Annotated in this window: 28 protein-coding genes; 15 read left to right on the top strand and 13 right to left on the bottom strand. The window is 66.2% G+C overall.

Annotated elements, in window-relative coordinates:
- Positions 1-4: 4 nt before the first annotated feature.
- A complete protein-coding gene (locus tag CH274_RS27940) occupies positions 5-976 on the bottom strand; it encodes a glutamate ABC transporter substrate-binding protein (RefSeq protein ID WP_032393756.1) in 972 nt (323 codons plus the stop codon).
- Positions 973-2,277, bottom strand: a complete 1,305-nt coding sequence (locus CH274_RS27935; protein WP_256993716.1) for a hypothetical protein — start codon at positions 2,275-2,277, stop codon at positions 973-975. The genes CH274_RS27940 and CH274_RS27935 overlap by 4 nt, the downstream gene beginning before the upstream one ends.
- A 72-nt stretch (positions 2,278-2,349) precedes the next feature.
- Here CH274_RS27935 and CH274_RS27930 point away from each other — a divergent pair, with 72 nt between their 5' ends.
- Positions 2,350-3,186, top strand: coding sequence for an NUDIX hydrolase (locus CH274_RS27930; RefSeq protein ID WP_094631002.1), 837 nt, complete (start codon positions 2,350-2,352; stop codon positions 3,184-3,186).
- Here the strand turns inward: CH274_RS27930 and thiE are convergent.
- Positions 3,183-3,875 (bottom strand): thiamine phosphate synthase, encoded by a 693-nt coding sequence (thiE, locus tag CH274_RS27925; protein WP_032393757.1) that lies wholly within the window; start codon positions 3,873-3,875, stop codon positions 3,183-3,185. The two genes, CH274_RS27930 and thiE, sit on opposite strands and share 4 nt — an antisense overlap.
- Positions 3,876-4,033: 158 nt before the next feature.
- On the opposite strand from thiE, the gene thiO reads away from it, so the two are divergent.
- The 7 genes from thiO to CH274_RS27890 all read left to right on the top strand — a co-directional run bounded on the left by thiO (position 4,034) and on the right by CH274_RS27890 (position 10,611).
- Positions 4,034-5,086, top strand: coding sequence for a glycine oxidase ThiO (gene thiO, locus CH274_RS27920; protein WP_256993726.1), 1,053 nt, complete (start codon positions 4,034-4,036; stop codon positions 5,084-5,086).
- A complete protein-coding gene (gene thiS / locus CH274_RS27915) occupies positions 5,083-5,298 on the top strand; it encodes a sulfur carrier protein ThiS (RefSeq protein ID WP_094659485.1) in 216 nt (71 codons plus the stop codon). The genes thiO and thiS overlap by 4 nt, the downstream gene beginning before the upstream one ends.
- 4 nt (positions 5,299-5,302) lie before the next feature.
- The gene (locus CH274_RS27910) at positions 5,303-6,052 is read left to right on the top strand and encodes a thiazole synthase (protein WP_094659484.1); all 750 of its coding nucleotides are present in this window, start codon (positions 5,303-5,305) and stop codon (positions 6,050-6,052) included.
- 483 nt (positions 6,053-6,535) lie between these two features.
- Entirely contained in the window at positions 6,536-7,498 is a 963-nt protein-coding gene (locus CH274_RS27905; protein ID WP_094630917.1) for an ABC transporter ATP-binding protein, read from the top strand.
- Complete coding sequence (locus CH274_RS27900) at positions 7,498-8,268, top strand: ABC transporter permease (protein ID WP_094659483.1); 771 nt, start codon at positions 7,498-7,500, stop codon at positions 8,266-8,268. The genes CH274_RS27905 and CH274_RS27900 overlap by 1 nt, the downstream gene beginning before the upstream one ends.
- 26 nt (positions 8,269-8,294) lie before the next feature.
- Positions 8,295-9,752 carry a M28 family peptidase gene (locus CH274_RS27895; RefSeq protein ID WP_094659482.1) on the top strand — a complete coding sequence of 486 codons (1,458 nt, stop codon included), beginning with the start codon at positions 8,295-8,297 and terminating at the stop codon, positions 9,750-9,752.
- A 37-nt stretch (positions 9,753-9,789) separates the two neighbouring features.
- Positions 9,790-10,611, top strand: a complete 822-nt coding sequence (locus CH274_RS27890; RefSeq protein WP_094630915.1) for an adenylate/guanylate cyclase domain-containing protein — start codon at positions 9,790-9,792, stop codon at positions 10,609-10,611.
- Here CH274_RS27890 and thiD read toward each other — a convergent pair.
- Positions 10,573-11,427, bottom strand: a complete 855-nt coding sequence (gene thiD, locus CH274_RS27885; protein WP_094646804.1) for a bifunctional hydroxymethylpyrimidine kinase/phosphomethylpyrimidine kinase — start codon at positions 11,425-11,427, stop codon at positions 10,573-10,575. The genes CH274_RS27890 and thiD overlap by 39 nt on opposite strands.
- A 292-nt stretch (positions 11,428-11,719) precedes the next feature.
- Here thiD and CH274_RS27880 point away from each other — a divergent pair, with 292 nt between their 5' ends.
- A complete protein-coding gene (locus CH274_RS27880) occupies positions 11,720-12,046 on the top strand; it encodes a GNAT family N-acetyltransferase (RefSeq protein ID WP_032393766.1) in 327 nt (108 codons plus the stop codon).
- Positions 12,047-12,165: 119 nt separating this feature from the next.
- Positions 12,166-12,525 carry a GNAT family N-acetyltransferase gene (locus CH274_RS27875; RefSeq protein ID WP_094659621.1) on the top strand — a complete coding sequence of 120 codons (360 nt, stop codon included), beginning with the start codon at positions 12,166-12,168 and terminating at the stop codon, positions 12,523-12,525.
- 16 nt (positions 12,526-12,541) lie between these two features.
- Here CH274_RS27875 and CH274_RS27870 read toward each other — a convergent pair whose 3' ends face one another.
- From CH274_RS27870 to CH274_RS27860, 3 genes are read right to left on the bottom strand one after another with little or no spacing between them, the layout of a single operon-like run.
- A complete protein-coding gene (locus CH274_RS27870) occupies positions 12,542-13,342 on the bottom strand; it encodes an exodeoxyribonuclease III (RefSeq protein ID WP_094646806.1) in 801 nt (266 codons plus the stop codon).
- An 11-nt stretch (positions 13,343-13,353) separates the two neighbouring features.
- Positions 13,354-14,325: an N-acetylglutamate synthase, CG3035 family gene (locus tag CH274_RS27865; RefSeq protein ID WP_441346942.1), complete on the bottom strand. Its 972-nt coding sequence runs from the start codon at positions 14,323-14,325 to the stop codon at positions 13,354-13,356.
- Positions 14,322-14,924, bottom strand: a complete 603-nt coding sequence (locus CH274_RS27860) for a peptide deformylase (RefSeq protein WP_032393768.1) — start codon at positions 14,922-14,924, stop codon at positions 14,322-14,324. Before CH274_RS27860 ends, CH274_RS27865 begins: the two co-directional genes overlap by 4 nt.
- A 262-nt stretch (positions 14,925-15,186) precedes the next feature.
- Between CH274_RS27860 and CH274_RS27855 the strand changes: the two genes are divergently transcribed.
- The 4 genes from CH274_RS27855 to CH274_RS27840 all read left to right on the top strand — a co-directional run bounded on the left by CH274_RS27855 (position 15,187) and on the right by CH274_RS27840 (position 18,073).
- Positions 15,187-15,525 (top strand): DUF3263 domain-containing protein, encoded by a 339-nt coding sequence (locus CH274_RS27855; protein WP_032393769.1) that lies wholly within the window; start codon positions 15,187-15,189, stop codon positions 15,523-15,525.
- A 58-nt stretch (positions 15,526-15,583) separates the two neighbouring features.
- Positions 15,584-16,117, top strand: coding sequence for a LytR C-terminal domain-containing protein (locus tag CH274_RS27850; RefSeq protein ID WP_230596606.1), 534 nt, complete (start codon positions 15,584-15,586; stop codon positions 16,115-16,117).
- A 113-nt stretch (positions 16,118-16,230) separates the two neighbouring features.
- Positions 16,231-16,941, top strand: coding sequence for a superoxide dismutase[Cu-Zn] (gene sodC, locus CH274_RS27845; protein ID WP_045198742.1), 711 nt, complete (start codon positions 16,231-16,233; stop codon positions 16,939-16,941).
- A gap of 1 nt (position 16,942) precedes the next feature.
- On the top strand, positions 16,943-18,073 hold the full coding sequence (locus CH274_RS27840) for a glutamate--cysteine ligase (protein WP_230596607.1): 1,131 nt from the start codon (positions 16,943-16,945) through the stop codon (positions 18,071-18,073).
- A gap of 9 nt (positions 18,074-18,082) precedes the next feature.
- Here the strand turns inward: CH274_RS27840 and mnhG are convergent, their stop codons facing one another.
- Genes mnhG through CH274_RS27810 form a run of 6 tightly spaced genes read right to left on the bottom strand, consistent with a single transcriptional unit; the run spans position 18,083 to position 24,451 of the window.
- Positions 18,083-18,424 carry a monovalent cation/H(+) antiporter subunit G gene (mnhG, locus tag CH274_RS27835; RefSeq protein WP_032393771.1) on the bottom strand — a complete coding sequence of 114 codons (342 nt, stop codon included), beginning with the start codon at positions 18,422-18,424 and terminating at the stop codon, positions 18,083-18,085.
- Positions 18,425-18,443: 19 nt separating this feature from the next.
- On the bottom strand, positions 18,444-18,701 hold the full coding sequence (locus CH274_RS27830; protein WP_032393772.1) for a monovalent cation/H+ antiporter complex subunit F: 258 nt from the start codon (positions 18,699-18,701) through the stop codon (positions 18,444-18,446).
- A complete protein-coding gene (locus CH274_RS27825) occupies positions 18,698-19,339 on the bottom strand; it encodes a Na+/H+ antiporter subunit E (protein ID WP_373453493.1) in 642 nt (213 codons plus the stop codon). The genes CH274_RS27830 and CH274_RS27825 overlap by 4 nt, the downstream gene beginning before the upstream one ends.
- Positions 19,340-19,341: 2 nt before the next feature.
- Positions 19,342-20,985, bottom strand: coding sequence for a Na+/H+ antiporter subunit D (locus CH274_RS27820; RefSeq protein ID WP_032393774.1), 1,644 nt, complete (start codon positions 20,983-20,985; stop codon positions 19,342-19,344).
- Positions 20,982-21,605 carry a Na(+)/H(+) antiporter subunit C gene (locus CH274_RS27815; protein ID WP_032393775.1) on the bottom strand — a complete coding sequence of 208 codons (624 nt, stop codon included), beginning with the start codon at positions 21,603-21,605 and terminating at the stop codon, positions 20,982-20,984. The genes CH274_RS27820 and CH274_RS27815 overlap by 4 nt, the downstream gene beginning before the upstream one ends.
- Positions 21,602-24,451 carry a Na+/H+ antiporter subunit A gene (locus tag CH274_RS27810; RefSeq protein WP_094659480.1) on the bottom strand — a complete coding sequence of 950 codons (2,850 nt, stop codon included), beginning with the start codon at positions 24,449-24,451 and terminating at the stop codon, positions 21,602-21,604. Before CH274_RS27810 ends, CH274_RS27815 begins: the two co-directional genes overlap by 4 nt.
- A gap of 235 nt (positions 24,452-24,686) precedes the next feature.
- On the opposite strand from CH274_RS27810, the gene CH274_RS27805 reads away from it, so the two are divergent.
- Positions 24,687-25,097, top strand: a complete 411-nt coding sequence (locus CH274_RS27805) for an NUDIX hydrolase (protein ID WP_329955499.1) — start codon at positions 24,687-24,689, stop codon at positions 25,095-25,097.
- Positions 25,098-25,129 lie beyond the last annotated feature (32 nt).

Here is a 25,129-nt window from a genome sequence, read left to right as displayed (position 1 = left end):
GCCCCTAATCGCTGTACGTCGCGCTGGGCGGACCGGGGGAGGGACCGAGCACCGTCAGCCAACGATCGTAGATGCGATTCCAGGTGCCGTCGGAGCGGATGCGCGCCAACGTCCCGTTGACGAAGCGCACCAGATCCTCGTTGTTCTTGTTGATCCCCACCCCGTACGGCTCCGGGCTCAGGCTGTCACCGACGATCTCGAGGTAGGGATCCTGAGCGGCGAGACCGGCGAGGATCGCGTCGTCGGTGCTGATGGCGTCGACCTGCCGTTGCTGCAGCACCACAAGGCAATCCGACCACATCGGCACCGTCACCACCGTCGCGGCGGGTTGGACGCGTTGAACGCGTCGCAGCGAGGTGGTGCCCTCCACTGCGCACACTCTCTTGCCTGCCAGATCCTCGACACCGCGGATGCCCGATCCCTGTACCACCAGAACACGGTGCTGCGCTTGGAAGTACACGGTGGAGAACTGGACATCCTTGCGGCGAGCACACGTGATGGTCATGGTCTTGACCACCATGTCCACCGAAGAATCCTGCAGAGCTTCGAGCCGCTGCGCAGAGGTGAGGATGCGAAAGTCCAATCGATTCGGGTCGCCGAACAGATCTCGTGAGACTTCCCGCGCGATGTCGACATCGAACCCGACCAGCTGGCCGGTCATCGGATCACGGAAGCTGAAAAGATTGCTGCCCGTGTCCAACCCGACGACCAACCGGCCCTTGGCGCGCAATGCGTCGACGGTCGGTTGTGGCGGCGGCGGAGCATCGGTGCCTGTCTGCAGCGGGCGCAGGCTGGCCGTGGGGCGCGCGCACTCGTCGTCGGCGGGACTCTCGGTGGGGCGGGCGGCGACGGACGCGCCGTCCGGTAGCGGCGGTTCGGTGAACGTCGTCTCCGCTTGCGGCGGTGCGTTTTCCGGCGTGGCGCAGCCGACCACCAGGGAGGTGACCAGAATGCCAACGGCAAGTAGACGTTTCACAGGTACTCACGCAGCCTCGGAAAGAGGCCGATACCGAAGGCGACCGACGCGAAGACGGTGAGCACGTAGGCACCGTTCGGCAGTCCGGACAGCACCCACACCGATCGGTCGATGTTGGACCGCAGTTCGCTTCGCGCGTTCTCGATTCCGTCGACCAGAACGCTGTCGAGCGCGGTGAACGCGGCCGCCGAATCGGACTCGCCCGAGCCGGTGGCGATGGAGACCGCGCCGTTGAAATCGCCGACCTCGAGGGCGGAGTCGATCCTCGAGTGCGAGACCGACCACGTGTTCAGTGCATCGATCACCGTGGTGTCGCCCTGGAACATCTCGGTGAGCCGAGAGACGTTGGCGTCGAACGATTCTCCGTAATCCTGGCCGCCGCCGCGACGAGCGAGGTCGAGTGTCTCGTCCGCTCTGGCCTGTTGCGCCAGAATGAAACCCGTCGTGTAGGACTTCAACGGGGACACTCCACGGTCGATCGCACGATCGGTGGCAATCGAGGAAATCAGTCCCACCACCAGCATCCAGCCGAGCAGTCCGGCGACAGCAACTGTGGCAGTGAGGAATCCGGCGTTCAACGTTCGGCGGGTGGTCCGCGACAGATACCACTGAGCCAGGCCGGTCATCAGCAACAGGAACACCAGCGAGCCGATCGCGAACAGTGGAGGACTGGTGAATCGTTCCTGATCGGCCGAGACTCGCGACGCCTGTTCGGTGTACAACTTCTCGGCCAGCGGCAGCAAACTCGACTGCATCATGGTCGATGCCTCGCCGAGATACGCCGCGCCCACCGGGTTTCCGCTGCGGTTGTTGGCTCGCGCAGTCTCGACCAGACCGCTGTACACCGGCAACCCCGCGGCGATCTGGGTGAGCACCGCGCTGGTGGCCGCGTCGTTCTCGGTCACCCCGGCCGAGGCCGCGATCAGCTCGGACGACGCCTCGCCGAGCGCCTGCGAGTAGCGCTCGCGTACCTCGGGCGGTTCGAGACCACCGGCGATGAACGCGGTGGCCGCGGCCGCGTCGGCCACCGACAGAGCCCCGTACAGATTCTGTGCCGAGTTCGCGAAGGGCTCGGTGCGCACCAACAGGGTGCCCAGGGTGTCGACCCGATCGGTCACGGCCGTGGACGCAAGATTTCCGACCGTCAACGCGAGCACCACCAGCGCGATTCCCATCGCGACCAACCGCGCGGGCGTCGAGCGCATCGTGTAGCGAACCGGTGGCTTGCCTGCAGCGACACCGACGTGTGTGGCCGTTGTCGGGGGGACGGCAGCGGAGGGGGTAATACCGGCCGCGATCACGCACCCGAGCATATAAGTAGGCGGACGGTACTGCAGCCACTACAGGCAGGTGATTCACCTAGGGTGGTGAGCATGCGTGGTGACGGCGACGGCTGGGTGATCGGCGAGAACGGCACTCGGCACTGGGGAAGGCACGGTGCCGCCGGCCTGTTGCTGCGCGCACCGTCCGACGCAGGCGAGCCGATGGTGTTGCTGCAGCACCGTGCCCTGTGGAGTCACCAGGGCGGAACGTGGGCACTGCCCGGCGGAGCCCGCGATTCCCACGAGAGCACGGCGCACGCGGCGGTGCGCGAGGCCCACGAAGAAGCCGGTATCACGGCCGAACAGGTCAGTGTTCGCAGCGAGCGCGTCACCGCGAGTGTCGAGAGCGGCTGGTCGTACACCACCGTCGTCGCCGACACCGATCATCCGTTGACCACCGTGCCCAACGGGGAGAGCACCGAGCTGCGCTGGGTGCCGGAGTCGGTCGTCGACGAACTCCCCTTGCACCCGGGCTTCGCGTCGAGCTGGCCGTCGCTGCGTACCGTGCCGCTGCGGGTGCTGCTCGACACCGCCAACGTGCTGGGGTCCCGGCCGAACGGATGGTGGAAGGACCGCACCGGGTCGACGAGCGCACTGCTGACCTCGCTCGCCGAGACGCTGCCTCGCACCGTCGAACTGCCCAGCGGTCAGTACGGCTGGCTCACCCGCATCGACGCCGTGCTCGAAGGTCGGGCCAGGGACGCCGTGGTGGACGACCCCCGCACCCGCACGATTCTCGCCGACGGCAGTGGCGACGACACCTTGGCCGAGCAGGCACACATCGACGGAGACCTGACCGCGCTCGTCACCGCCGACCGCGGGCTACGCGACCGGCTGCCGGAATCGGTGCAGGTCCTGACGCCGTCCGCAGTACTGGGTTGGCTCTAGGCCTGCAGTGCTCGGACCAAGTCCCGGGCTGCGGCCTGTGGATCCCGCGCCTCGGTGATCGCGCGGACCACGACGATGCGATCGGCACCGGCGGCCCGAACCTGATCGACATTGGTCGCGTCGACGCCGCCGATGGCGAACCACGGCCGTTCCGGCAGCGCGTCCGCCGTCGCCCGCAGAGTCTCGAGCCCCGCGGCCTTGCGGTTGGGCTTGGTGGGCGTCGGCCACACCGGCCCGACCGCGAAGTAGTCGACGCCGTCCTCGATCGCGGCGAGCGAGGACTGGGCCCGGTTCTGCGTCGAGCGGCCGATCACCACGTCCGGCCCCAGGATCTGCCGCGCGTAGTGCACCGGCAGATCACCCTGACCGAGGTGCAGCACATCCGCGCCCGAGGCCAACGCCAGATCCGCACGGTCGTTGACTGCCAACAGCGCACCGTGCCGCTTGGTCGCAGCGAGCAGAATCGCCAGCGCCGCAAGCTCGTCCTTGGCCTCGAGGGGCCCGAACTCGCGCTCGCCTGCGGAATTCTTGTCACGCAGCTGGATGATGTCGACGCCACCGGACAACGCGGCCTCGGCGAACTGCGCGAGGTCGCCCTTGTCGCGCCTGGCATCGGTACACAGGTACAGGCGAGCGGACGCAAGACGCTCACGGGGAGTCTGGTTGCGGGCGGTCTGAGATGGATGCACAAAGCGAACTGTATTCTCATGGAGGCCGCCACCGACGACGGAGTGGCCGAGAAATCGCGGGAGTCCCGAGGATCGTGGGGCTGAGAGTGGGTTCGCCGCCCTTACCGTCAATACCTGAACCCGATCATGCGGGCGCAGGGAGTGAGGACGTGAATCGCGTGCACATCGTCGTTATCGGCGGAGGCGTCATCGGGTTGTCGACGGCGCTGCGCCTGAGCCAGGACGGTCACCGAGTGGTGGTGCACGATCCCGCGCTCGGCAAGGGCGCATCCTGGGTCGCAGGCGGCATGCTGGCACCGCTGTCCGAGGGCTGGCCCGGCGAACACGAACTGCTGCACCTGGGCGCTGCGTCGCTGGCGAGGTGGCCGGACTTCGCCCGATGCCTCCCCGGACCATCGGTGTTCTCCGCAACCGGATCGGTGACGGTTGCCCTCGACTCGGCCGATGCCGCCGACCTACGAACCATCGCCGAATGGGTGGGCGAACAGGGACACGAACTCGAGATTCTCGGCCGAGCACAGCTGCGTGAGCTCGAACCTGCACTGGCGCAGAACATCCGACTTGGCCTGCTGGCTCCGACCGAGTTGTCGGTGGACAATCGGGCGCTGATCGCCGCGCTCGAGCAGGGTTGCCGGGACGCGGGAGTCGAATTGGTGACCACCCCGGTGGAGACCGTGCCCGACGCCGATCAGGTGGTCCTGGCCGCCGGGGCACAGTCGGCCGCACTGTGGCCCACGCTCCCCGTCCGGCCGGTCAAAGGCGAGATCCTGCGACTGCGACGACGGCCGAGCGCCGCACCGCCGCCATCGCGCACCGTCCGCGGAACCGTGCACGGCCGCGCGATCTACCTGGTACCGCGCGGCGACGGATTGGTCGTCGGCGCAACCCAATACGAATCCGGTCAGGACACCCAGGTCACCGTCGCCGGGGTGCGAGACCTCATCGCCGACGCCGAACGACTCATGCCGAGCATCGGCGAGTACGAGCTGTACGAAACCGCTGCGGGCCTGCGGCCGATGAGCCCGGACGGGTTACCGCTGATCGGCAGGCTGTCTCCCCGGTTGATCGTCGCCACCGGACACGGACGCAACGGCATCCTGCTCGCCCCCATCACCGCCGATGCCGTCGCCGCACTGGTGTCCGGCGAGACGCTGCCGGAGGCGAAAGCAGCCGACCCCCAGAGATTTCCGCAGATCGAGAGGACACCATGACACAGGTCGCGATCGGTATCACCGTCAACGGTGAAGACCACCTGCTCACCGAGGACATGACCATGCGTCGGCTGCTCGAATTCCTGGGCATGCCCGAGAAAGGCATCGCCGTCGCCGTCGACGGTGCCGTGCTGCCCAAGGGTCGCTGGGACAGCACCAGCGTCGAAAAGGGTTGGACCATCGACATTCTCACCGCCGTGCAAGGCGGTTGAGGTCATGACGGGACTGACCATCGCAGGCCGCACCTTCACCTCCCGGCTCATCACCGGCACCGGAGGAGCAGCGAATCTCGCCGTACTCGAGGACGCCCTCGTCGCGTCGGGAACCGAACTGACCACCGTTGCGATGCGCCGCGTCGACGCCGCCGGTGGGACGGGAGTGCTGGATCTGCTGCGCAGGTTGAACATCGCCCCGCTGCCCAACACCGCAGGCTGCCGCGGCGCGGCCGAAGCAGTGCTCACCGCGCAACTGGGCCGTGAGGCGCTCGAGACCGACTGGGTGAAACTCGAAGTGATCGCCGACGAGCGAACCCTGCTGCCCGACGCCATCGAATTGGTCACGGCTGCAGAACAACTCGTGGACGACGGCTTCCAAGTTCTCCCGTACACCACCGACGACCCGGTACTGGCCAAGCGGCTCGAGGACATCGGCTGCGTTGCCGTCATGCCGCTCGGCTCACCCATCGGCACCGGCCTCGGCATCGCAAACCCCCACAACATCGAGATGATCGTCGACGCCGCATCGGTTCCGGTGATCCTCGACGCGGGCATCGGCACCGCCAGCGACGCCACCCTTGCGATGGAACTCGGCTGCGACGCGGTGCTGCTCGCGACCGCGGTGACCCGGGCGAAGGACCCGGCGCTGATGGCGTCGGCGATGCGGAACGCGGTGGCGGCGGGATACCAGGCCCGACATGCCGGCCGCATTCCGAAACGATTCTGGGCGCAGGCCAGCTCGCCCATGTGACCGCTGTGTCGTCGGCGTAGCTCTTGTTCGTGGTGTTGCTTTTCCGGCAAACGCGCGCGCTTTTGCGGAAGGCGCGCGGAATTGTGGCGGATGGGTGGGCGATTGCGCGCGCGCCTGACGAATGCGCGCGCGCCTGACGAATGCGCGCGCGTTTGCCGGCGGCGGGTGTGTGGCTCCGGCTCGTCGAAGCGGCTGCTGTGTCGTCGGCGTAGCTCTTGTTCGTGGTGCTGCTTTTCCGGCAAACGCGCGCGCTTTTGCGGAAGGCGCGCGAATTAGTGGCGGATACGTGGGCGATTGCGCGCGCGCCTGACGAATGCGCGCGCGTTTGCGGCTGTGGGTGTGTGTGACCCCGTGACCCCGCAGCCCCTGTGACCCCGCGCCCGTGTGACCGACTGTCTCAGGGTGTGTGTCATCCGAAAGGATGATGCAATCGGCGACTGTGGGTCGATGTGCGGACGCTGACGATGGGGGACAGTTGTACCCATGATCGAAGTGACAGGACTGACCAAGCAATACGGCGCGGTGACGGCGGTCGACAACCTCACCTTCACCATCAGACCCGGCATCGTGACCGGCTTCCTGGGCCCCAACGGCGCAGGCAAGTCGACGACCATGCGGATGATCCTCGGCCTCGACCGCCCCACCAAGGGAACGGCGACCATCGAGGGCAAGAACTACAGCCAGCTCAAGCAGCCACTGCGTACCGTCGGCGCTCTGCTCGACGCCAAGTGGGTGCACCCGAACCGTTCGGCGCGTGCACATCTCGAGTGGATGGCGGCCTCCAACGGCATCCCCAAGTCGCGCGTCGACGAGGTGCTGCGGCTGGTGGGACTGTCGGAGGTCGCGAAGAAGAATGCGGGCGGGTTCTCGCTCGGCATGTCGCAGCGGCTCGGACTCGCCGGCGCGTTGCTCGGTGACCCCAAGGTGTTGCTGTTCGACGAGCCGGTCAACGGACTCGATCCCGAGGGCATCGTCTGGATCCGAAAGTTCATGCAGCGCTTGGCAGCCGAGGGCCGCACGGTCCTGGTCTCGAGCCACCTGCTCTCGGAGATGGCGCAGACGGCCGAACACCTCATCGTCATCGGACGTGGCAAGCTGATCTCCGATTCGTCGGTGCAGGAATTCATCGACCACGCCTCCGAGGCGTCGGTGCGCGTCCGCAGCCCGCAGCTCGACGGTCTGCGCCAGGCGTTGACCACGGCCGGTCTGACCGTGCGCGAGCCGGACAGGACCGACGAACTTCAGCCCTCGCTCGTGGTGCTGAACTCGACCACCGACGCGATCGGCGACATTGCCGGCCGAGCCGGAATCACATTGCACGAGTTGGCCTCCCAGCGAGGCTCGCTCGAGGAAGCATTCATGAAACTCACCGGAGACACAGTGCAGTATCACGGCGCGGGAGCCGACACTCCCCACACTCAGCAAGCGATGGGCGGTGCACTCTGATGGGCGTCTTGGCAGCAGAGAGAATCAAGTTCACCTCGACCAAGTCGCCCTGGTGGTGCAGCGCGATCATCGTGGTGCTCGGTCTCGGGTTCGCGGCCATTCTGGGTTGGGCTGCGAAGTCGGCCCTGAGCCTCGACGCGCCCGAGGGTATTCCGCCCACGACCGCCGCCGATGTCGTCGGAGTCGGAGTCGGCACGTTCGGTGCCATGGTGCTGATGATCCTGGCCGCGTTGACCGTGACCAGCGAATACCGGTTCGGGATCATCCGCACCACGTTCCAGGCGGTGACCAACAGGGGATCGGTTCTGGCCGCGAAGGCGCTGTTGGTGGGCGTCTACGGCGCTGTCCTGTCGTTCGCGCTTGCGGTGCTCGGGCTCGTCATCGCCAAGGCTCTGGCCGGCGAACAGGCGGGCGTGTTGCTCGGATTCGACGTGGACGGTACGTGGCGCGTTCTGTACGGCACCGCCATTCTGGCGTTCCTGCAGGTCGTTCTCGCGATCGGCGTCGGCGCTCTCGTTCGACAGTCGGCCGGTGCGATCGCGATCCTGCTGCTGTGGCCGCTGCTGATCGAGAATCTCGTCGGCCTCATTCCGAACGTCGGGGCGAAGATCCAGCCGTTCCTACCGTTCCTCAATGCCAATCACTTCCTCGGCTCCGACGGCGGAATCGACTTCCACTGGGGCCCGATCGGCGGACTGATCTACTTCGTCGCGTTCACCGCGGTGATCTTCGGGGCAGCGGTGTTCGTCGTCAATCGTCGGGACGCCTGACGCCACTCGCCGGTAGGGTGTCCGCTATGCGGATTTCCCTACTTGCAGGTAGCGCTGTCACTGTCTTGATTCTGGCCGGTTGCTCGTCCACCTCGGACGAGGAACCGGCCAGAGTTTTCGCGACACCCGACGGGCCCGGCCTGTCTGCCGCGGTCACCGAGGAGGCCTTGGTGGGGCACCTCGAACAGTTGGAATCAATCGCCGCCGACCACGACGGAAACAGAGCCGCAGGCACCGCCGGCTACGACGCCAGTGTCGATTATGTTGTCTCGCAACTCGAATCGGCAGGATTCGAGGTCACCACCCCGGAATTCGAATTCGAGACCTTCGAGGCGCAGACCCAAACCCTGTCGCTCGCGGGCACCGAGATTCCGGTGTTCGCACTCAGTTACTCGCCGACCACCACCGCCGAGGGGATCACCGCACGCGTCGTCGGCGCTCCCGCCGGTGCGGACGGCTGCGAGGCAGCCGATTACACCGGCCTCGACCTGGCCGGAGCCGTCGCGGTGGTGCCGCGCGGAGTGTGCCCGTTCGGCGTGAAGCAAACCGTCGCAGCAGAACTGGGAGCGGCCGCCGCGATCATCGTCAACAACGAACCGGGACCGCTCGATTCGGGCACACTCGGCGACGCCGACACCGCGCGGATCCCGACCGGCGGTGTCAGCCAGGAGGACGGCGCGGCCGTTCTCGCCGCACCCGAGGTGACGCTGACACTCGTCACCGAAACCGAAACGACCACCAGTCGCAACATCATTGCGCAGACCACCACCGGTTCGACCGAGAACGTCGTGGTCACCGGTGCCCATCTCGACAGCGTCCCGGAGGGCCCCGGCATCAACGACAACGGAACCGGAACGGCGGCAGTCCTCGAGACCGCACTGCAGATGGGCAGCGCCCCCGAGATCACCAACGCGGTGCGTTTCGCGTTCTGGGGTGCCGAGGAGAACGGACTCGTCGGTTCCACCAAGTACGTCGAGGGCCTGTCCGACGAGGACAAGCGAAACATCGCGCTGTACTTGAACTTCGACATGATCGGCTCGCACAACGCCGGATACCTCGCCTACGACGGAGACGACTCCGACCAGGTGGGTGAGCCCGCCGGACCGGCCGGATCCGACGCCATCGAGCGCACTTTCGTCGAGCGACTGGCCGAGGAGGGTGTAGCCGTCGACGGGACCGATTTCGACGGTCGCTCGGACTACGGCCCGTTCATCGAGGTCGGCATCCCCGCCGGCGGCGTGTTCAGCGGAGCGGACGAGAACAAGACCGCAGCGCAGGCCGAGAAGTGGGGCGGCACCGCGGATCAGACGTTCGACGAGAACTACCACACCGACCAGGACACCCTGGCGAACGTCGACCGCGCCGCACTGGCGAAGAACGGTGCGGCCGTGGCCTACGGCATCGGCGTCTACGCGCAGTCGGTGGAGGGCCCCAACGGGGTTCCGGTGGGTGCCGAGCGCGAGGCCTCGCGCGCCGAAGGGTGAGGGAAAGTATGTGTAACCGTGGGTTACGCTCGATGCTGTGAACGCAGTCGTCTCCTCGGTCGTGGAGTGGGTCCGCACCACCAACCGAGCGCCCGCGGTGGTCGGGGCGGTTCGGCGTGTGCGCCGCGCACTACCGGGTGACCCCACGTTCGGCGATCCCCTGTCGATCGACGGTCCGGGCCGAGCCCTGGCCGTCGCCCGCGTCGCCGACAGGTTCCTGGCTGCGAACGGACTCGACGACGAACCCGGCGCGTCTCGCGAAGTGGGTCTCGGGGCGCTGCAGCTGTGGCAGGCGATCCTCGAACGCGCAGGCCGAGGCCGCGGTGAGCACGATGTCACCATCGTGTTCACCGACCTCGTCGGGTTCTCGTCCTGGTCGCTCCGGGCCGGCGACACCGCGACCCTGACGTTGCTGCGCAAGGTCTCCAAGGCCGTCGAACCCGAGGTCGCATTCCGCGGCGGCCACGTCGTCAAGAGGCTGGGCGACGGCATCATGGCGGTGTTCGCCGACGCGGGCAAAGCAGTCGACGCGGTCTTCGCGGCCCGAGAGGCACTGAAGGGCGTCGACGTCGACGGCTACACCCCGACGATGCGCGTCGGCATCCACACCGGCAGCCCGCGTCAGGTGGGATCGGACTGGCTGGGCGTCGACGTCACCGTCGCCGCCCGGGTGATGCAGACCGGCGGCAACGGCAACGTGATGATCTCCGCGTCGGCCCTCGAGGCGGTCCCGCCGGAGGTGCTCGACGCCTTGCATGTGGTCTCCAAGCCCTATCGCCGCAGCTTCTTCGCTCCGAAGATCAAGGGCGCACCCGACGACCTACGCATCCTCCGACTCGTGCAGTCGCCACAGCGGTGACACCGGTCCGTGGCCCGCGCCCAGATCGTAGGACGCGGCCAGACAGCGGGTGACCCACTCCTTGCCGAACGCGACCGCGTCGGGCATGGAATAGCCGTGTGCCAGCGCCGACGCGATCGATGCGGCGAGGGTATCGCCGCCGCCGTGATCGTTGCCGGTGTCGATGCGCTCGCTGGTGAACTCGAGGAAGGTGTCGCCGTCGAACAGCAGGTCGGTGCTGTGCGTAGACGTCCGCAGGTGACCGCCCTTGACCAGGGCCCACTGCGCGCCCAACCCGTGCAGGGCCTCCGCGGCGCGGTGCGCGCTCGAGTCGTCGACCACGTCGATGCCGGTGATGAGCCGAACCTCGTCGAGGTTGGGGGTGACCAGCGAGGCGATGGGGAAGAGGGTGTGGCGGATGGCGTCGAGGGCTTCCGCGTGCAGCAGTGGGTCACCGTGCATCGACGCGCACACCGGATCGACGACCAGGGGAACCGGCTGATCTCGGCCGATACCCACCTCGGTGCACACGGCCGTGACAGCTTCGATGATCGCGGTGGAGGCCAGCATTCCGGTCTTCGCTGCGCCGACCCCGATGTCGGAGACGACGGAGCGAACCTGCGCAGCGACGACGTCCGGCGGAATCTCGTGGAAGCCCGTCACGCCGACGGTGTTCTGGACCGTGACCGCAGCGACGGCGATGCAGGCGTGGACACCCAGCAAGGCCATCGTTCGACTGTCCGCCTGGATTCCGGCTCCGCCGCCGGAGTCGGTTCCGGCGATGGTCAGCGCGCGGACGGGAGTCTCGCCGTTGGGCGTGAGCGGTAGGAACTTCACGAGAGAAGACAGTACCGGCGGGCGGAGAGACGGGGGGTCGCTGCCGTCGACACGGTTTGCCGAGCAGATGGCGAAAATATGGGCTGGCCTTGAATGTTGTTGTATCACAACGTCGAACAGGGTCACTTATGATCCGTACCAGCATTGTTGTCCTGTTCGGCGGACGAACCTACGCATCCGAAGGTTTGTTGGTAGAAAAGGTGACAGACCCACCGTGCGCATGTTTAATAGTGGTGCACGTCACATCGTTTTCACTCGTTCATCACTCCACACACAGCGAAGGAGGCGTCCCATGCTGGCAAGTTCTCCTAGCGCTGATGTCTCGATCAACAAAGACCAGAACCGGTTCGAGCTTCGACTCAACGGCGATCTCGTCGGGATCGTCGGCTTCTACGAGGTCGAAGGAAACGGCTCGCGCGCGACGCGTACTCATGTCGTGTCCTTCATGCACACGGTCGTCACCGAGGACTTCGGTCATCAAGGACTGGCCGGCATTCTGGTGCGCCGCGCGCTCGACAGTGCTCGGTCCTACGGCTGGAAGGTCAAGCCCGTCTGCACGTACGTGCAGCGCTTCGCCGCGGCCAACCCGGAGTACAACGACATGCTCGTCGCGCTCTGACGTTTCTTTCCCGGGTTGTCGACCGGTCACGGTAGGACCGGTCACATTCAGGGCACGACTCGGCGACGATCGAGGCACTCGCCTCGCGTCACATGGACAACACTGATCTCATAAGTGACATGAGTCACATACTTCCTCGACGAGCCGACGCGGTTCCCTCGGTCGATCGACCCGTCGTTCGCATCGAGGACGACGTCGATCACTACAGGTTCGATCTCTTCGTCGACGACGAACTCGTCGGCATTCTCGGGTACCGCTTCGGTGAGCGTGACGACGACGGCGTCGGCGTCGGCCCGGTCGTCGCACTCATGCACACCGTCGTCAAAGAGGAATACGGCGACCGCGGGTGGGCGGGAGTGCTGGTGCGAGCCTCGCTCAACACCGCTCGCGATCGACAGTGGCGCATCGTCCCGATCTGCACCTACGTCCGGCGCTATCTGGCGCAGCACGAGGAACTCCTGGATCTGATCGCCGAATAGTCGACCGGGCTCGGCCTCAGCCGATCTCCACGATCACCGGAGCGTGATCGCTGGCCCCCTTGCCCTTGCGTTCCTCGCGGTCGATCGACGCACCGGTCACCCGAGCCGCGAGAGCAGGGGAAGTCAACGCCATATCGATGCGCAGACCCTGCTTCTTGGGGAACCGCAACTGCGTGTAGTCCCAGTAGGTGTACGTCCTGGGCTCGGGGGTGAACTGCCGCGTCACCTCGGTGAAGCCGGCGTCACCGAACGCGGTGAAGGCGTCGCGCTCGGCCTGCGAGGTATGGGTCTTGCCCTCGAACAGAGCCGGATCCCAGACGTCGTCGTCGGTTGGCGCGATGTTCCAGTCGCCCACGAGTGCGATCTGCGCCTGCGGATCCGCTGCCACCCACGCCTGAGCGTCGGCCTTCAGCGCAGCGAGCCACTCGAGCTTGTAGGTGTAGTGCGGATCGGCGAGTTCGCGGCCGTTCGGCACGTACAGGCTCCACACGCGCACCCCGTCGCACGTTGCGCCGATGGCGCGCGCCTCCTGAGCGGGGTCGATCTCGGGATCCTTGCTGAACCCGGGCTGATCCTCGAACCCGACCTGCACGTCGTCCAGGCCGACGCGGGATGCGATCGCGACGCCGTTCCACTGACTCAGCCCGACGTGGGCCACCTCGTACCCGATATCGGTGAACCGCTCGTAGGGAAACTGTGCGTCCTTGCACTTGGTTTCCTGCATCGCCAGGACATCGACATCGGATCGCTGCAGCCAGTCGACGATTCGATCCTGACGAGAGCGGACGGAGTTCACATTCCAAGTAGCCAAGCGCACGGAGAGGAACCCTATCGAACGGCCCCGACAGGGTTCGGACCCATCGCGCTCTCGGGCCGGGCATAGCGATAGCGATGATGGTCGGCGAAGCCGAGGTCTCGGTACAGGGCAACGGCTCGGGTGTTCTCGACCGCCACCTGCAGGTACGCGTGCGTCGCGCCGTGCTCGCGTCCCCAGCGCACCAGTTCTCCGCACATCAGGGTGCCGAGCCCGTTGCGCCGATGCTCGGGGGAGACCCAGAGCGAGGTCAGTCCCACCCAGCAGCGACCGTCCGGGGCGGTGGTCACCGCGGCACGACCGACCGCGGCTGCCGAGGACGAGCGCGCGCCGATCATCCCGAAACCAAGGGTTCCGCCCCGAACCGCCGAGACCACCTCCGCTGCGCCCGCGGGTGCTGCACGTCCCTGGTAGTACAGGCAACTCAACCACTGCCGGGACGGCTCCGAGCTGACGGTGATCGCCGAGTCACCCTCACGCAGAACGAGATTCGAGATGTCCGCGGCCATGACGGCAGTCTCGTTGTAGGTCCGCCACCCGGCCGGCGCGCTGCCGAGCCGATCGGGAAGGGCGAGCGTCGGCGGTAATCCGCGAGCGGCGTATCGGGTGGTGATGCGCGCCAGCGTCTCTGGTGCCGTCGACGCTCCGGGTTCGAGCGGCACGGCCGAATTGGCGCGGGCGGTGAAACCGAGACCGAAGCGGACCTGCCAGCCGTCGATCCCTTCCCGCTCGACGCCCGGCCAGCCGTCGGCAGCGGCGGCTTCGAGCGAGCGGATCTCCGAGGTTCGAATCGGCCTGGGCCCCAGGGGTTTCAATGCCACGACTCGGTCGGCGGCAACTTGAACCAGTGTGCCGTCCCGGCCGCGCACCGAGACCGCGCCGGCGTCGCTGGACACCAGTTCACCGATCACGTCCGTCATCGTGTGGGTGTGGCCGGGTGGCAACCGATAGCGAAGCATCACCCGCGTACCCACCGGGACGGTCAGTCGTCGTCCTCGTCGTCGTGGCCGAACGGGTCGTCCACCGTGCCGGGCGTCCAGCTCAGTCCGGGCACGCCCCACCCGGCGCGCTTGATGGCCTTCTTGGCCGCCCGCGCATGCCGTCCGATGAGCACGTCGGTGTAGAGGAAACCGTCGAGATGACCCACCTCGTGCTGGAGCATCCGAGCGAAGAAGCCGCGGCCCTCGATGTCGACGGGATCGCCCTTGGCGTCCGTACCGGTCACCCTGGCCCACTCGGCGCGCCCGGTGGGGTGCTGCTCGCCGGGAACGGACAGACAGCCCTCGTCGTCGTCATCGGGATCGGGCATCGTCTCCGGAATCTCCGACGTCTCGAGCACCGGGTTGACGACCTCGCCGCGGCGGCGGAAGATCTTGCCGTCCTCGCCTTGATCGGGGCAGTCGTAGATGAACAGACGCTTGCCGACGCCCACCTGATTCGCGGCGAGACCGACGCCGTTCGCGGCGGCCAACGTCTCGTACATGTCGGCGATCAGCTCGGCCAGCTCGGCGGGTGACTCGGTGACGGGTGCGGTTGCGGTGTGCAGCACCGGATCGCCGACGATCCGGATGGGAAGAATTGCCATGGTTGTGAAGGATAGTGGGCGAGAGTGGAGCCTGCGGAACGACCCGAGTGCCTGCTGCATGTGGTCGAGCACGTGGAACACGCCACGCGCCGGTACCTCGCGGGAGCCGTGCTCGAGCCGTCGAACGTGGTTGAATGATCCCCGAAGTACAACCGTGTAATTCGGTCGGTGCTCCTTTGGGTGCCGGCAGTGCTGGGGGAAGCAGATTTCTCCGGGTGGGTGATCCTGCAGACCCGAGGAAGTCGAGAAGTCGAGGAGTGGGATGGACGGCGCAGCAGCGCGTGACTCGAACCAGTCTCAGCAACCGGGAAGTTCGGACGGCTCACAGGATCCGAACGAGGTCGGTGCGGACGGACTGAGTCGACGAGAGCACGACATCCTGTCCTTCGAGCGGCAGTGGTGGAAGTACGCCGGGGCGAAGGAAGAGGCCATCAAGGAACTCTTCTCCATGTCGGCAACCCGCTACTACCAGATCCTGAACGCGTTGGTCGATCGTCCCGAGGCACTTGCCGCTGATCCGATGCTGGTCAAGCGCCTGCGCCGGTTGCGTGCGAGTCGGCAGAAGGCTCGTGCGGCACGTCGACTCGGGTTCGACGTCTGAGCAGGTCCTCGAGTTCCGTGTGCTGGGTCGCCGTCGACGGTCGGCTAGGGTCGACTACGTGAGCAGCCCGAACCCGGAACAGACCGGGCCACCACTCCGTGCCCTGGCCATGGTGTTGATCTCGCTCGCGATCCTGTTCGCGGCGATCGGCGCGTTGTCGCTGACGGGTTCCGATTCCGACAACTCGGCCGCCGAGCCCGCCGCCGAGACGACGAGTGCACCGGCTGCGGTAGCACCCACCGCACAGGCTCCGGCGGCTCAGGTACCGGCAGGTGACGCGACGACCAGCAGCGCGCCGACCACCACCACCTCGGGCACCCCCGCCGACGTCGAGGTGCGGGTTCTGAACAACTCCAACATCTCCGGTCTCGCGGCAGGCACCGCAAGTACGTTGACCGCCGAGGGATGGACCGTCGCCGAGACCGGCAACTTCAGCGAAGCCCAGTTCGCTCAGACCGCGGTGTACTACGGCACCGCCGCAGGCGAGGAACAGGCCGCGCAGACGATCGCCACGCAGCTCGGAGTCCCGGCCGAACCCAAGCCGACCTCACTCGAATCCACGGCAGGCGTCGTCGTCATCGTGACTCAGTAGTCCTGCAGCGGCCAGTTGCACAGCATCGACTTCCGTGCCCGATTCGGCTGAATCGGTCGGCACGTTATCATTTCCGAGCCCGGCGAAACTGCCTGAAAGAGGAGCGATTTCCGATGGACATGTTCAAGCGACGCACTGCTGCGACCCGATCGTTGCGTTACGTGGCCCCGGTCCTCGCGATCGCGGCGCTCGGGCTCTCCGCCTGCAGCAACGGCGAGGTTCCGTCCGATGTCCCCGGAACCGTCCCTCCGGTCTGGACCGGCGAGGCCGATCCGTCGGCAGAAGCCGTGGCGGGTGACGGCCCGGCCGAGTCGGGCTCCGGCGACACCATCGAGGGCACACTGCGCGACGCCGGCGGTGCCGAGGTGGGCACGGTCTCGTTCGCGGCCGAGGGCGACAAGCTCACCGTCACCGCCGAGGTCGAGGGCATGACCCCCGGCTTCCACGGCTTCCACGTCCATGCCGTCGCCGCCTGCGAGCCGAACTCCGTGGCACCGACCGGTGGAGATCCGGGCGCGTTCCTGTCCGCTGGTGGTCACCTGCAGGTCGACGGCCGCACGGAGCACCCGGCCAGCGGTGATCTGACGTCCATCCAGGTCGGCGAGGACGGCACCGGAATGCTCGTCACCACCACCGACGCGATCACACTCGACGATCTGCGTGCGGACGGTGCCGGAACCTCGGTGATCGTGCACGAGGGTGCCGACAACTTCGCCAACATCCCGCCGCGATACACCCTGCCCGACGGTGCCGCTGTGCCGGACATGACGACTCTGATGACCGGCGACGCCGGCTCGCGGGCGGCATGCGCGGTACTGCAGTAGTTTGAACGCTCCCCGGATCGACTTCGCGAGTTCACCGCGCCCGACGCTCGGCGTCGAGTGGGAGATCGCGCTGGTCGACAAGAACACGCGGGACCTGGTCAACTCCGCCGAGGCGGTCATGGACGGCGTCCGCGATCTCGCCGGGGACACCCCGCGGGTGACCAAGGAACTGCTGCGCAACACCGTCGAACTCGTCACCGGAGTGTGCGAGAACGTCGGGGAGGCCATGGAGGACCTCGGCGGCTCGCTGGAATTGGTGCGGCGCGCCGCGGACCCATTGGGAATCGATCTGTTCTCGGCGGGCACTCATCCGTTCGCCGAGTGGTCCACCCAGCAGCTCACCAGTTCTCCGAGCTACGACGAGTTGATCGCTCGTACCCAGTGGTGGGGTCGGCAGATGCTGATCTGGGGTGTGCACGTGCACGTGGGTGTGTCGTCTCCCGACAAGGTCTTTCCCATTCTCAACTCGCTGCTGCTGCAGTACCCGCACCTGCTGGCGCTGTCGGCGTCCTCGCCGATCTGGGCGGGCAACGACACCGGCTACGCCAGCAATCGGGCGTTGATGTTCCAGCAGCTGCCGACGGCCGGTCTGCCGTTCCAGTTCGAGGACTGGTCGCAGTTCGAGGGATTCGTCCGCGATCAGCTCAAGACCGGCGTCATCGAGCAACTCGGCGGCATGCACTGGGACATCCGTCCTGCTCCCAAGTGGGGCACGATCGAGGTTCGGGTGTGCGACGGGGCGTCGACGAAGCGGGAGCTCGCGGCTCTCGTCGCGTTGACACACTGCCTCATCGTCCATCTCGACGAACGTCTCGAAGCGGGGGAGACCCTGCCGTCGATACCGCCGTGGCACGTCCAGGAGAACAAGTGGCGGGCCGCGCGGTACGGCCTCGATGCCGAGATCATCCTCGACTCCGACAGCAACGAACGGCTGGTCACCGACGATCTGCACGATCTGCTCGAGAAGCTGACGCCGACGGCCGTCCGACTGAACTGCGTCGACGAACTGGCAGCAGTGGCCGACATTCCCCGGCGGGGGGCGTCGTACCAACGTCAGCGGGCGGTGGCCGCGCAATCGGGCGGCGACCTGCGAGCCGTCGTCGAATCGTTGGTCACCGACCTCCGATCCTGATCCGCTCGCCTACTGGTCCGATTCGTTCGGTTCCATCTCGTTGACGATCAGCAGTCCGTCGCGGCCGCGCTGTTCGCGGTAGGCGACGCGGCCGACCGTGTGCGCGATGACCGGAGCGGTGACCAGGGTGAAGATGCCCACCAGCACCAGCATCCAGATGTCTACGTTGCCGCGCAGGCTGATGATGGCCCCGATCAGAACCATGATCAGCCCGACCACCTGTGGCTTGGTGGCCGCGTGCATCCGCGAGAGGGTGTCGGGAAAGCGCACGATGCCCACCGCCGCGGTGAAGGCGAGCAGGGCTCCGAACAGGATGAAGACGGAAGAAATGACCTGGGCTACGGTGCTCATTCGTCCCTCACAGTGTTGTTCATTCGTCCCTCACCCTGAATCGTGCGATGCTGACCGACCCGACGAAGCTGACCAGTGACAGCGCGACGATGGCCGGTACGAGGGTGGTGTCGCGGCTGTACACGGCCCACACGCCGAGACCGCACATCGAGACGGCCAGGATCGTGTCCATCGCGACGAGACGGTCGAGCGTGCTCGGTCCGTCGAGCAATCGGTACGCGGTGAGAATCGCGGCACCGATCAGGAGGGCTCCGGCAATCGCCAGTACGACGGTCACGACCAGTCCCCCTTCCTCTTGTCGTCGGTCTTCTTATCGTCCCGAGGCGCGTCCGAATCGACCGGGATCGGATCGTCGCCGAGCACTCCGTGGTACTGCTGGTACTCCTGGAAGTGCAACGGGCTCGGCTTCCAGTCGGAGTCTCGCTCGAACGCGGCGATGAAGAGCTTCTCCATGTTTCGTACGTAGGCGTAGAAACCGTCGACGGCCTTCTGGGTGCCCATGTCCAACACGTGCACGTAGAGCAGGCGTCTGGTCCGGTCGATTTCGAGCACCATGGTGCCGGGCACGAGATTCATCGCGTCGACGAACAGGGTGAGCACCAGATCGGACTTGATCGCGATACGGCAGCGCAGCACCCCGGTGACCGGTGGAGCCTTGGGCCGGATGGCCAGCCAGGCCACGCTGAAGCTCGATTCCATTGCGTAGTAGAGAAATACGACGGCCAGCTTGACGAGTGAGAACACGTGGATGCGGCCCTCGACGGGAACGCGAGGCAACGGCAGCAGCACCATGATGAGCAGTCCCACCGCGATGCCACCGAGGATGTTCGCGGCAGAGACGTTGCCCCACAACAGAACCCAGATGGCGGTCAACCACGCGAGAGTCCACACGCGTAGCAGAAGGGAGCGGTTCATCTTCATCGAGTGCCTTCCTCGTCTCCGCGAGCCTGCTCGGCGGCCTGATCTCCGACGAATTCCGCTCCGCGCACCGCATCGATGTACACCGATCGATCACGAAGGTCGGCCGCGGCGCGATCACTGATGTCGATGATGGGGCCCGCGAACACCGTCATGGCCAAGCCGACGGCAACGAGCCCGATCGTCGGGATCAGCATGAAGGCCGGCATCCGGCCCACGTCCTCGCGATCACCGAACGCGATGTCCGAGGAGTCGTCGAGCAGCGCGGACGGGCTGTTGTCCGCCAGGTCGCCCTCGGGGGCGTCGGCGCGAGCACGCCAGAAAGCCTTGGTCCAGACACGGGCGACGACGTACAGCGTCAGCAAGCTGGTGACCGTTCCGCCCGCGACGAGCAACCAGGCCAACACGCTGCCCTGCTCGCTACCGGCCTGCAGCAGTGCGACCTTGCCGATGAAGCCCGAGAACGGCGGAATGCCACCGAGATTGAGGGCCGGCACCAGGAACACGATCGCCAGCACCGGGCTGGCCGCAGCCAGACCACCGAGGCGTCGAAGAGACGACGAGCCGGCCTGACGCTCGATGAGACCGACGACGAGGAACAGTGTCGTCTGCACCAGAATGTGGTGGGCGACGTAGTAGATCGAGCCGGACAGTCCCGATTGCGTCGACAGCGCGACGCCGAAGATCATGTAGCCGATATGACTGACGAGGGTGAACGAGAGCAGTCGTTTGATGTCGCTCTGTGCTATGGAACCGAGGATGCCGACGAGCATCGTCAGCAGGCCACAGACCATCAGTACGTTGTCGAGCGAGCCGTCGGGGAACAGCAGGGTGTGGGCGCGAATGATCGCGTACACACCGACTTTCGTCAGCAGGCCGGCGAACACGGCGGTGACCGGTGCCGGGGCGGTGGGGTAGGAGTCGGGCAGCCACGTCGAGAGTGGGAACACCGCGGCCTTGATGCCGAACGCGACCAGCAGGACGGCGAAGATCGCGGTCCTCGTTCCTGGGTTGATGTCGTCCATCCGTACCGCGATGTGGGCCAGGTTCAGCGTTCCGGTTGCGCCGTACACCAGCGCGATGCCGATCAGGAAGATCAGCGAGGACACCATCGACACCATCACGTACGACACGCCCGCGCGTACCCGGTCCGCACTCGCGCCGAGGGTCAGCAACACGAACGACGCCGCGAGCAACACCTCGAAGCCGACGAACAGATTGAACAGGTCCCCTGCGAGGAACGCGTTGCAGACACCTGCGGTCAACGCGAGGTAGGTCGGCAGGAAGATCGAGACGGGCTGGTTCTCGCTGCCGTCACGGATGCCCTGACCGATCGAGTAGACCATGACGGCCAGCAGGACTATCGACGAGACGACGAGCATCATCGCCGACAGGCGGTCCACCACGAGGGAGATGCCGAGCGGGGAGTCCCAGCCGCCGACCTGCAGTGCGCTGGTGCCGTCGCGATCGGCGAGGTAGAGCATCACCGACGAGATGGCGACCACAGCGGTCAGCGCGACGAGGGTGATGAAACGCTGAGCGCGAGGACGTCGACCCAGCACCAGAGTCAGCGCCGCCGCCAACATCGGAATCAGTACCGGCAGCGGAGTCAGAACGTCGATCACTCCTGGGGAGATCGTCACTGGTCGTCTCCCTTCTTCTGTGGCCTGCTGTCGTCCTTCTCGGCTGTGTCGATTCCGTCGAGCCCGCGCACCTGCGGATCGTCGTCGTCGTTGTCGAAATCACCGTCGTGCAGGTCCTCGTAGCATTCGAGGTCCTCGCGATTGACGAGTTGTTCGATCGGAATCGGGTTGCCCTTCGAGTCGAACGCGTCGCCGCCGAAGCTCGGCTCGCCCGTCACCGGGTCGTCCGAGCGGTCGCGGTCGGGGGCCTCGGCCATCGAGCGACGCCGGGAGACCTTGGTGTCCTCGGGGTCGTTCTCCACGTCGTCCTTGGTGTTGAGAGTGAACGACCGATACGCCAGCGCCAGGACGAACGCGGCGATACCCATCGTGATGACGATCGCCGTCAGGATCACAGCCTGGGCCAGAGGATCGGCCATCTCCTGATTGACGGCGTTGTCGCGACCCACGATGGGTGGTGCCCCCGCGGGCCCGCCGACGGTCAGCAACAGCAGATTGACGCCGTTGCCGAACAACAGCAGCCCGAGCAGCATCTTGGTGATGCTGCGTTCGAGCAGTAGATACACACCCGATGCGACGAGAACACCGGTGATGATCAGCATTCCGAGATCTGCGGTCATGGGGCGCTCACTCGGCCTTGGCTCTGCATTTCCACCTGCGCGTCGAGACGGGCACCGAGGCTACGGAGCACGTCGAGTACCAACCCGACCACGATGAGATACACACCGAGGTCGAAGAACAATGCGGTGACCAACTTGATGTCGCCGAGAATCGGCAACGTCACCTCCAACGTCGCCGAGGACAACGCAGGCGCTCCGAGGAACATCGACGCCACCGCGGTACCGGCCGCGAAGATCAACCCGAGACCGAGGATCTTTCCGGCGTCAATCGGCACTGCCTCGCCGAGCTCGTAGCGCCCACCCGCCAGGTACCGCAGCACCAGCGCGAGTCCGGCGGTGAGGCCACCGGCGAAACCGCCGCCGGGGGCGTTGTGGCCGGAGAAGAAGAAGTAGATCGAGAGCACCATGATCGTCGGGAAGATCAATCGCGTCGTGACCTCGAGAATCAACGAGCGATGTCGCGGATCGATCAGATCGCCGCCGAGCAACCACGTCGTCTCCGCGGCGAAATTCGCATCCGAGGACGATGCTGGGGCGTCGGACACCCGCGGAGCGCTGCCGAACCGGCGGTTGCGGAAGACCAGGCTGGCCACGCCCGTCGCAGCGACGAGCAGAACGCAGATCTCGCCGAGGGTGTCCCAGGCGCGGATGTCCACGAGGATGACGTTGATGACGTTCTTGCCGTCGCCCAGGTCGTAGGCGGCGTCCGGCAGGAGCAGCGACACCGGGGCGGTGTTTCGGGCGTTCATCGCGAATGCGCCCAGCACACTGACGGTCGCTCCGACGGCGACGGCCAGCACGGCGCGGGGGCCGCGCGAACCGGCCGAGCCCCGATCGTCGACCTCGGCCGGCAGCTTGCGCAGCACCAACACGAAGACCACGAGGGTGAGAGTCTCGACGAGGAACTGGGTCAGTGCCAGGTCCGGTGCGCCGTGAATGGCGAAGATGACGCCGCAGCCGTAGCCGGTGAGACCGACGAGGATGACGCTGGCGAGGCGGTTGCGCATCACCGTGGCTCCGAGGCCACCGGCGATCATGATCACGCCGATGACCAGCTGCAACGGGGTGTTCCACAGGGTGTAGTCCAGGCCGGAGTCCTGGCCGACGAGCAACACGATCATCGGCAGCAGCACCAGAGTCAGCAGGATCGTGCCCTGGGTGAGGGGGAGCGAACCGCGCTGGGTGGTGCCGGTCAGGCGGATGGACAGGGCATCCATGTACTTGAGCACGTTGTCGTAGATGCGGTCTGCATTGCCGAGCGGGGGATGCTCGAACTTGAGCCGGTTGACGACCCGGTGGGCGATGAACAGCCCGACACCGCCGGTGACGACGACGATCGTCAGCGCGAGCGGAAGGTTGAATCCGTGCCAGAGGGCCAGGTGGTAGGGCTCCTGGCCGTACGACGGGAGGGTGCGGGCGTAGGGACTGACGATGCGGTCGACGATCGAGGATCCGAATCCGGCCATCACGCCGAGAACCGCCAGGAAAGCAGGTGCAGCCAGGAACAGTGCGGACGGTGCATGCATCGCCCTGACCGACGGACTCGGACGCTTGAGCTGCTTGCGTGCGAATGCGCCCCAGACGAATCGGATGCTGTAGGTGACCGTGAGAATCGAGCCGATCACCAGGCCCGCGACGACGACGGCCGCGACGATGGGATCGAGCGTCGGCGTGCTGATCACGGCCGACAACGCAGTCTCCTTGCCGACGAACCCGAGCATCGGCGGGAGTCCGGCCATGCTGGCCGCGGCCAGCGCCGCTATCGCGGCGAGCCAGGGAGCCTTCTTGCCGAGGTGGGCGAGCTTGCGGATGTCGCGGGTGCCGGTGGTGTGATCGACGATGCCCACGATCATGAACAGCGCCGCTTTGAACATCGCGTGTGCGATCACCATCGTCAGGCCGGCGAGCATCGCCTTCTCCGAACCGATGCCGACCAACACCATGAGAAAGCCGAGCTGGCTGACGGTTCCGAACGCGAGGATCAGCTTGAGGTCGAATGCCCGCAGTGCTCGCCAACCGGCCAGGATCATCGACAGCAGTCCGAGGCTGATCACGGTGGCGCGCCACGGGCCGGAATCGGCGAACCCGGGGGCCAGGCGCGCCACGAGGTAGATGCCTGCTTTGACCATCGCGGCGGCATGGAGGTAGCCGCTCACCGGGGTCGGTGCGGCCATGGCTCCTGGCAGCCAGAAGTGCAGTGGCACGATGGCCGACTTGCTCAGTGCACCGATCAGGACCAGCACGATCGCGACACCGGGCAACCATCCGCCCGGCGCGTTCGCGACCAGCTCGGAGAGGTTGTAGGTACCGGAGACCTGGCCGAGGATGATGATGCCCACCAGCATCGCCAGGCCACCCGCGGTGGTGACGAGCAGCGCCTGAGTGGCTGCGCGTCTGCTCGAGGCACGCTCGGCGTAGTGACCGACGAGCAGGAACGACAGGACCGTCGTGATTTCCCAGAAGATGTAGAGCACCAGCATGTTGTCGCTGGTGATGAGGCCGAACATCGCACCGGAGAACGCGACCATCTCGGCGGCGAACAGCCCGAGCCGAGGTTCGTCGTCCTCGAAGTAGCGCGCACAGTAGAGCAGAATCAGGGCACCGATGCCGAGGACCAGCAGCGACATGATGGCGGCGAGGGAATCGAATCGCATGTCGATGTTCATCGACAGGCCCGGGACCCATTCGATGTCGAGCTTCTGTTCGGTTCCCCAGTTGCCGAACACCCAGATCAGGCTGAGCAGGGGTACGAGCGCGAGGGGGAAAAAGGCATTGCGACCCCACCACCGGACCAGCAGCGGCGCGAGCAGCGCGGCGGCGGCGTGCGCAAGAAGAATGGCGAGCAAGAGTCACTCCGTCGTCTCGGTCGCATCGGCGGTCAAACCGAGCGGTGGTCGTAGGGCGGCGATGAGTAGGGTGTGCGAAGTCCGTGTGAAATTCGATGTGAGGCTTTGAGAAGTACGAACCGGTTGCCGAACGGCAGCCGTGAGTTGTCGATGTCCACTTTACTTTGCGTGGTCGGACGCGTGCCAAGCGGTACATAACGGTCGCGGTGACTCCGGTCGAGGGGAGCGCGTTGTCGTGAGCGGATCGAGGATCATTCGGACCGCCGGGCTGGCGTACGTCCGGAATCGCCGAATGATCCAGACGCGATCGGCCGGCAAATCCGCGTTCTACATGGCGGGCGGAAAGATCGACCCCGGCGAGACACCCGAGCAAGCCCTCCATCGGGAGATCAGAGAAGAGCTCGACGCGTCGGTGACGGGTGCCCGGCTGCTCGGGGTGTTCGAGTGTCAGGCATGGGGGCACCCGGCGGGCACCCCACTCGAGCTCACGTGTTTCCTCGCCGATCTGGCCGACGAGCCGACGCCGACCAGCGAGATCGCAGAGATCAGGTACTTCACCCGTGACGAGTACGCAGCGATGCCGGACGTCGCTCCGGGATCACTGATGGTGTTCGACCGGATGAGAGCGCTCGATTTGATCGACTGAAGCGGGTACGTTGGGAACCGAGAGAACGAACG

This window comes from Rhodococcus sp. 06-418-5 (assembly GCF_002258285.1).
In the GTDB taxonomy this organism is placed as follows: Bacteria; Actinomycetota; Actinomycetes; order Mycobacteriales; family Mycobacteriaceae; genus Rhodococcoides.
Note: the sequence above shows the minus strand (reverse complement) of the source record. Positions and strands in the feature narration are given on the sequence as shown.